This window comes from Bradyrhizobium sp. sGM-13 (assembly GCF_018398875.1).
Taxonomy (GTDB): domain Bacteria; phylum Pseudomonadota; class Alphaproteobacteria; order Rhizobiales; family Xanthobacteraceae; genus Bradyrhizobium.
This window is the reverse complement of the sequence record NZ_JAGWDK010000101.1, coordinates 1-4,870: the sequence shown is the minus strand read 5'-3', so window position 1 is coordinate 4,870 and position 4,870 is coordinate 1. Positions and strand designations below refer to the sequence as shown.

At 60.2% G+C, this 4,870-nt stretch carries 6 protein-coding genes; 2 read left to right on the top strand and 4 right to left on the bottom strand.

All coding sequences use genetic code 11. The features are described from left to right. Positions 1 to 16: 16 nt before the first annotated feature. Both KJQ96_RS41125 and KJQ96_RS37975 read right to left on the bottom strand, forming a co-directional pair. Positions 17 to 286 carry a hypothetical protein gene (locus KJQ96_RS41125; RefSeq protein WP_309142544.1) on the bottom strand — a complete coding sequence of 90 codons (270 nt, stop codon included), beginning with the start codon at positions 284 to 286 and terminating at the stop codon, positions 17 to 19. A gap of 145 nt (positions 287 to 431) precedes the next feature. Continuing rightward, on the bottom strand, positions 432 to 683 hold the full coding sequence (locus KJQ96_RS37975; protein ID WP_213291104.1) for a type II toxin-antitoxin system Phd/YefM family antitoxin: 252 nt from the start codon (positions 681 to 683) through the stop codon (positions 432 to 434). 221 nt (positions 684 to 904) lie between these two features. Here KJQ96_RS37975 and KJQ96_RS37970 point away from each other — a divergent pair, with 221 nt between their 5' ends. After that, positions 905 to 1,534: a hypothetical protein gene (locus tag KJQ96_RS37970; RefSeq protein WP_213291103.1), complete on the top strand. Its 630-nt coding sequence runs from the start codon at positions 905 to 907 to the stop codon at positions 1,532 to 1,534. 653 nt (positions 1,535 to 2,187) lie between these two features. Beyond that, complete coding sequence (locus tag KJQ96_RS41640) at positions 2,188 to 2,823, top strand: reverse transcriptase domain-containing protein (protein WP_256441744.1); 636 nt, start codon at positions 2,188 to 2,190, stop codon at positions 2,821 to 2,823. A 20-nt stretch (positions 2,824 to 2,843) separates the two neighbouring features. On the opposite strand, the gene KJQ96_RS37960 is transcribed toward KJQ96_RS41640, so the two are convergent. Further along, positions 2,844 to 3,917, bottom strand: a complete 1,074-nt coding sequence (locus KJQ96_RS37960) for a zinc ribbon domain-containing protein (protein ID WP_213291102.1) — start codon at positions 3,915 to 3,917, stop codon at positions 2,844 to 2,846. Continuing rightward, positions 3,914 to 4,462, bottom strand: coding sequence for a recombinase family protein (locus tag KJQ96_RS37955; RefSeq protein ID WP_213291101.1), 549 nt, complete (start codon positions 4,460 to 4,462; stop codon positions 3,914 to 3,916). Before KJQ96_RS37955 ends, KJQ96_RS37960 begins: the two co-directional genes overlap by 4 nt. Positions 4,463 to 4,870: the final 408 nt, after the last annotated feature.

Genomic DNA, 4,870 nt, shown 5'->3' with positions numbered 1-4,870 from the left:
GTACAGCCGGTCGTGATCAATCGGAACGCCCGGTCGCGATCGCTCGGTACGCGCAGCGGGCAATGAATTCTTTCATCAACGGCAGAAAAAACGCCTTGCTGAAATGGCCAAGTGGCGGCTCTGGCTCAAGGTAGAACGACTGGCCGATGACGTCCTGATTATATTCGTCAAGGATGATCCAGAGGCGTAGCGAAGCGTCGAGACCGGCACGACGCTTTTCCATCTCAGGAATTTCGACGGCAAAACGATCGGAGTAGGGCGGCTGACTGGTGATCGGAAACAGCACCAACAAGTCCTCACCTTTAGGCCTGGCAATCCGTACACCCACAGCCACCGGGCGAGGCTTGCGGCCTTCCGTTTCCCCGCGCTCAGCTTAGCGCACCCATAAATAGGAAAATCGGATCACGCATCCGGTGCGAAGCTCGTCCGGCTCACGTCTCGTCGCTCTCCCGCTCATAGGCGTCGACGGCCCGCTTGACGTCCTCAAACAAGTCGTCAGGCATCGTCTCGAGCCGACCGGCCTTCCGGGCGTCGGCTCTGGCCGTAAGCTTGCGGTAGTCTTCGATGCTGAGCAGCACCAGACGCGGCTTGTTCCGTTGGGTAATGGTGACGGGCCGGCGCAGGGCTTCGGCGATGAGATCCCCCGACTTCCTGGAAAGATCACTGGTTGAATATTGGGTCATTGATCGGTCTCCAGCATTGCTGTAATATACAGCAATGCTGTATATCCTGCAAAGGTGTTCGCTTGGCAGCTGTCGGGGAGGGATCTTTGGAGCGGCAGACTTCGTCTGAAGCGAGCCGTCTCTGCCATCCGTCGCAGGGTTCATCGCTTGGGCTGGCGCTCAATCCTACGAGGCCTTTGAAAGCGAGCACGCGATCCCACGCTCGAAACCACCAGTCGCCCATGACATTCCTCCTGAGAACAATGCGTCGTGCCCTATTTGATCATCGTGTCCGCCAGATGCGCGTGGCCTTTCATGCCGCATACGCACCCTTTTTCCAGGAGCTGGATGAAACCAAGCAGGAGGCGGACGACTTTCAGCGCAGGGTCGATGCGGGCAGTGCCCAGTGGGAGGACTATGATGAGGAAACCGGCGCTGGACGCCACTATGGCGAAGAGTTCGGAGAGCGCCGCCTGGAGGCTGAAGCTGCGCTCCTCTTGCTTCGAAAGGCGTTCGTGATCGTAATATACCACCTGTGGGAGCGTGGCGCGCGGCGATGGGTGCCGCAGGCGAAAAGGAAGCCAAACCACGCCGATCTGGTTGCCGCACTGACACAGGCGTCGATTGTCATCGACAAGGCCGGCCTGGAAGAGTTGAGGCTTCTGGTCAATTGCCTCAAGCATAACAGCGAAGACGCGCGAAAGCTTTACGTGCTTCGCCGCGATCTGTTCGAGGGTGATTTCGATCCCGACTCCATTCATCCAGCAACCGGCAAGCCCTTCGTGAATATCGATTGGGCCGAGATCGTAGTGCTGACCGGCGACAACGTGGAACACTATTTTCGGGTGGTTCAGAACTCTGGACCCAGATAGCCGCTCAAGGGGACGCAATGGCCGGGAATGTCAGATATTTTGTGTAAGAGGCCTCTGTGAAGGTTTAATTGCAGTCGTTTCTTGATCAGCCAGACATTGTCATCGATCCCATGGTGGCTAACAGTGGCCGGGCAGCAAGCTCTGTCAAGGCCGCAGCCGCCGCAGGCGGGGGCCGCAGGCCCGCCTGTGTGTCGGACATGTCCGACAGCTTGGGGGTGAAAGTCCCCTGTGTAACCTGATGGAGGTGAAGCACTAGCGAAGCGCAAGGGCGGAACCGCGAGGGACCGTCTGAAGGAAGCGTGGAGCAAAGTCGCGACCCGACGAACAGAAATCGGATACGAGGCAGCACTGGTCGGACGAGCGGGCAGGCATTCGCGAAGTCCATCTCCATCAATGGCCAGAGTTGTAAATCCGGCGGGTGTGCGATGAAGGCTGTCGAACTTACTCCGAGAGATCTGCATCGTGTCCTTCGGGACTGAGGACGCCGCAAGGTGTTCTGACCACGATGCAGAAGTCAGCAGAGGGCGTATTAGGCCGGCTCGCCGGCTGAAGGCCCGAACGGTCCCCGATGAGGGGTTGAAGGAAAGGGCAAGTAGATCGGACGTTTCATGACCGGATCGCGACCGCCATACCAACTTGAGTTGGACTTGCCGATGCCCGCGCGGGGTGAAGCCCAGCGTCGGGACACGCAAGAGGTCGAAACGATCGTGGCGACGGCCGAACCCAAAAGCCCGGCATCCACAGAACATCTTATGGAGGCGATCTGTGACCCAGGCAATATAGAAGCTGCGTTGGATGCGGTGGTGCGCAACAAGGGAGCGCCCGGCATTGATGGTATCACCGTCAAACAACTGCCGGACATATTGCAGGGGCGCTACCAGCCGCAACCGGTGCGTCGGGTGAGAATCCCGAAGCCGGACGGCGGGACGCGCAATCTCGATCGTGTGATCCAGCAGGCAATCCTGCTGCGGCTTCAGCCGCTGTGGGACCCAACATTCAGCGAGCATAGCTACGGCTTCCGGCCGGGCCGCTCCGCTCACCAAGCGGTGGCGCAGGCGCAAGCCTATATCATCGAAGGCTATCGGTTCGTCGTGGATATTGACTTGGCCAAATTCTTGGATGTTGCGTCATACTACACCTTCAGTTTTTTTGAGAGGGTCGAAGAGGTCCGGAGCAACTGCAGGTACTTGAATTCGTATGCCTTTTGCCCGTCCGCGATAGACGTGAACGGCCTTAAGCTCGCCGCGCTTTACACGTTGCAAGATGGTTTGCCGCGAGACGCCGAGTAGATTCATGGCCTTGAACATCTTCACGTAACCTTCGGGCGCGCTTCCACAAAGCGCGACCGCAACTCGTCATTGATACGGATGCGCCACGGCGCGCCAGGTGTGATCTGCTCTCCGGCAATGAAGCCATCGTTGAGGCAGCGATGCAAAGTAGAGGGTGCGATCCCGAGAGCGCGTGCTGCTTTCTCGATCGTCATGCACTCGCCGTCCTGCACTTGCTGTTTCGGCTCGAAGCACGGGATCTCCCAGTGCGTCCGCAGGCTCGACACACGATTTGCCGTAAACGACAGTCCTGTGGCCGTTGTACGGCCTTGGCGATTGAGGATGCCGGCGATCTTGGTGTCGGGATAATGTGCAGCCAGTCGCCGCAGCAGATCGATCGTATCGTCGGCGGTGCGGATCGGCGATGGATGCGAGTGCGGCAATGGGACATTAACTTCACTGAAGAGACCGCCGCGCCAACGCAGCGTCAGGTGAGCGTTGTATTTATCGCGCTCGACTCTCAAGGTGACATCGTCGAGCAGCGTGCGGAGCAACTCCTTGCGATCGCGATCGCTCGTCGTGGGAGCGAACCAGATACGCTTGAGGTCTTTACCGAGTGCAAGGATCGCGTCGCGTTCTTCGTGCGTAAGCGAGCGCGGTCGGGCATGTTCGCGGTCCGAGAGTTCGGATTCGGCAGTCTTCAGTTCCAGCAGAGCGCTTTCCCATTCTGCTTCGAGTCCACGCGCGACGAGTCTATTCTCCGGGTCCACGGCGCGATAGCGTCGCTCGGCGCGCTGCGCGTTGTAGCGCGCACGCTCGACGTCGCGACGGAACTGCGCGAGAGTCGTCTCGTGATCGGCGTCGAATTGCTCGATCGCCTGGAGCGAGGCTTGCAGGCCTGCGGGCGCGAGAGCCGCAAGGAACGCTTCGGCGACAGCCGCATCAATCTGCACACCGCCGATGTTGAGGCAGTACTCGCCCCGGCCGTTGACGATGTTCTTGCCGGCGCAGTGATATCCGGGCGCCGAGAACCGGCCGCTGTAGTGTACGGCCAGGCGCCGACCGCAGTGTCCGCATACGGCGAGGCCTTGCAGGAGTGCTGCGCCTTCTCTCACGGCACCCCCGCTCTGGTGCGGTCGAGGACGGATGTTCTGCGCCAGGCGCTTCTGGTTCGCCTCGAAGGTATTCCAATCGATGTATCCGGCATGATGTCACGAATGAACACCGGCCACTGCTCGCGGTCGCGTTGTCTGATGCGCTTTCGGATTCGACCGCCCGCATCGAGATAGCATGTCTGCTGGGTGCGGCCATACACATAAACGCCGGCATAGAACGGGTTGGTGAGGACCTGGTGGATCTTTGTGTAAGTGGGGGCGACCCAGCGGAGATCGACAAGGCTGTTGGAGTGCAGCGGAAAGCGCAGGCCTTGCGAGCGGAACCACAGCCACACGCGTCGTGCCGAGCCGAATTCGGCAAAGCGGTCGAAGACAGCATGGATCGCGGCTTGCACCGACTCGTCAGGATGCAACAGCACCTCCCCGTCGGCGTCGCCCCGTACCAGACCCACCGGCAGCCCGCGGTGCAGTTCTCCGCGTGCGGCCTTGTTGCGGATGCCACCGAGCAGCCGCGCACGCAGCACATGCAGCTCTGCCTCTGACATCGTACCTTTGAGCCCGAGCACCAGGCGGTCATTGAACAAGCCCGGCCGGTGCGCTCGGAAAGGCCGGAACCGGAAATACCGAGGTCCTCATCGATGACCTTCACCTGATCGCGTCGCCAACCAAGCCGCGCGGCGCGTTCGGCTAACTCGTACTGACGGGCAGTGGACTCGCGATTATGCTCGACCTGCGTCGTACTGGACTGACGCACGTAGACGATTGCGCATCGGCGTAGGTGCTCAGCGGTGATCTTGCTCAGTTCGTTCATCGTTGTGATCTCCGGCAGTGGCGATTGCTCGGGCGATTAGTCGGGCGAGTCGCAGCACGAGATGTGCGCGCTGCTCTTTATCGAGGGCCCCCATACGGGTACGGCCCCGCGCTGAGGTGGTGGGTCGAGAAAGCTTAGCTGC